The organism is Microseira sp. BLCC-F43 (assembly GCF_041929235.1).
GTDB lineage: Bacteria > Cyanobacteriota > Cyanobacteriia > Cyanobacteriales > Aerosakkonemataceae > Microseira.
On sequence record NZ_JBHFNP010000297.1, the window covers coordinates 1 to 2,617 of the forward strand.

Here is a 2,617-nt window from a genome sequence, read left to right on the forward strand (position 1 = left end):
GCACAACCCGTGGTAATTTGCTCGCTCGTGTCAAGCAGATTTTGTGGCAATTCCACTAGAAAAGAGTGAGTATCTACCTCTGGGTTGGTAATAGTAACTGTGCCGGAAAGACCAAATTGAGAACTGGCGGTGATGTCGCTATTAGGGGTAAGTTGGGGGCGATTTGCCAAACCGAAGATGCTTTGGGTATTAATTTGAATATTGCCGCCGTTGCCTCGGACGGCATTGGCGACGATGTCGCTGTTTTCTAAACCAACAATGACTGGTGCGTTAATCGATAGGTTGCCACCATTACCATTGCCAAGAGCAGTGGCTGAAATTAGGCTATTGCGACGCATCAGCAGGTTTTGTTGCCGGTTTAAGCGAATATTTCCCCCATTTCCCGAAGCCGTTGATGCGGTGATGCTGCCTTGGTTGTCAAGGGAAATCGAGTTGGCGTTAATCCGCAAATCTCCTGCTCTACCGGGACCATCATTTTTGACGCTGACATATGCTCCATCTGCAATGCGTAACGACGGTGTGTTAATCGTGAGAGAACCCGAATCACCGCTGGGAATGGCAGGAAGTCCAAAGGCAGCTTGAAAAGCGGGATCGGTAATCTCTGCGAATGAGGCAATGCGGCTAGGTAGGATCGATCCGGTAGCTCGACCTGTGACCTCCACAGATTCGGAAGCATTAATCGTCACGCTACCTGCTGAACCCGCAGCGAGACTGCTAGACCCTAGCAATCCACCATCTCGAACGACTAATCTGGACGTATTGATCGAGGTGTTGTTGGCATTTCCAGAACCGCTCGTTGCTGAAACGATTGCACTCGGTGTCAAGGTGATGGGGTGATTGCCAGCGATTTCGATCGAGTCTTTCCCATTGACCCGAATCGTTCCCGCCTGTCCAGAACCTACAGTTGTAGAGCTAAGATTGCCAGAATTGTGAAGTCTCAGCTTATCAGTCGAGACTGTAATATTACCTGCGTTGCCGGAGTTCCTTGCGATAGTGAAGATCGCGGACGTAACGCTTGGATTGGCGGGGGCAAAACCATCGACATCAATCGAGTCTGCGACATTGACTACAATATTACCACCAGGTGCTTCAGTAAACGCCAGATTCCAGATTTGTCCTCCATTTTGCACGGATAGCTGCGCTGCTTTGATGGTAATATCGCCCGTCTGAGCTGTCCCTAAATTCTCAATTCTGATTAGACTACCCTGACTACTATCGGGTGTATTCCCCGTCAGGTTAAGCGACTCCGTGGCATTAACTGTAATTCCCCCAGATGGTTGCACACCCAAGTTTTGGATCAAAGCAGCAGAACCTTCAGTTAAACTAATATTCCGTCCTTGTAATTGGATCGAATCACTACTGCCGCTCGCGTCGAGCAGGGATTGTTGTGCCAGATGGATATTGTTGAATTGCCGCACTGCTGAATAATCTCCCACCCATCCCGCCAGAGTAGGATTGATTCTGACCTCCCCATCGCTGACGCTGCCTACTTCCAGATGTCCGCCACCATCCACTGCGGCAATGCCACCAGAGAAGTTCACCTCACCGCCAATCAGCGCCAGGGTATTCCCTGCTCTGACTTGTAACCCGATGGGATTATTGCTGCGATTTATGGGGTCAAAGACTCCGCCGGTGATGCGATGTCCGCTCCCTTGCACGGTAATTCTGCCCGGATTTGGCCCAAACTGCAAGCCAATCGGAACACTCACCGTCAGCAACGGTGATGTCGAGGGATTCGTGGCGCTAAATTCCACTCTATCGGCAAAACGAATGCTGTTAGCAGTCGTCCCAATAAATGAACCGTTCAAATCTAATCGGGCATTCGGGCCAAAAATAATGCCATTGGGGTTGAGTAAGAATAGATTGGCATTACCTAATACTCCCAAAATGCCGTTGATCTGGGATGGATTATTGCCTGTAATTCTACTGAATATGTTGGTAATTCCCTCTGGGTTGGTGAAGTAGGCTCCCCTGCCGTTTTGAATATGGAATTGGCTGAAGCTGTGGAATAAATTAGCGCCTCTAATTGTGCCGCCGTCGATAACTGCGCTCCCCACTCCCTTAATCTCAACATTTGGCGTCACCGTCGTCCCCACACTGCCATCCGGGGTAATTTGCGCTGCCACTGGCATTGAACATAATAGGCTCGATGCGTATGCGCCGCCTGCCGTTAGGCAAAGCGCCACACCCTGCAAACACCATAGCTTCATCACTATACCTGCACCACTTCTACTAATTGCGATTTGACTGTTGCAGTAGTTTATGCAATTGCTTGCGCCAACCTCATCAGTAATTACCCTGGTGTCAGCTCCCGTATATTCAACGGTTATCGGTGAAAACCGCCGATTGTGCGTTATATCATGTCCTCTGGCAACGGTTGTGTAACTGCTAATAGCTAATCGCTAATGGCTGAGCTGGAGGCAATTGAAAAGCTCGCAATTAGCAATTAGCCATCGATACACTACCGATCTCTCGCGGACATGATATTAGGTGTCGTTAAGGATTGCGTAAACCCGATGATGATAGTGGCAGTGTCTGACAGTTGGTAGGGGAAACCCAAGAATTGCTGCCACTAGCAGCATCAGCCACCAATTCCACCTGACCTTGTGCATTGATG

At 49.5% G+C, this 2,617-nt stretch carries 1 protein-coding gene; it reads right to left on the reverse strand.

Annotated elements, in window-relative coordinates:
* Window positions 1–2,210: filamentous hemagglutinin N-terminal domain-containing protein (locus ACE1CM_RS39530; protein ID WP_374884489.1), on the reverse strand; the 2,210-nt coding region annotated here is incomplete at its 3' end.
* Window positions 2,211–2,617 lie beyond the last annotated feature (407 nt).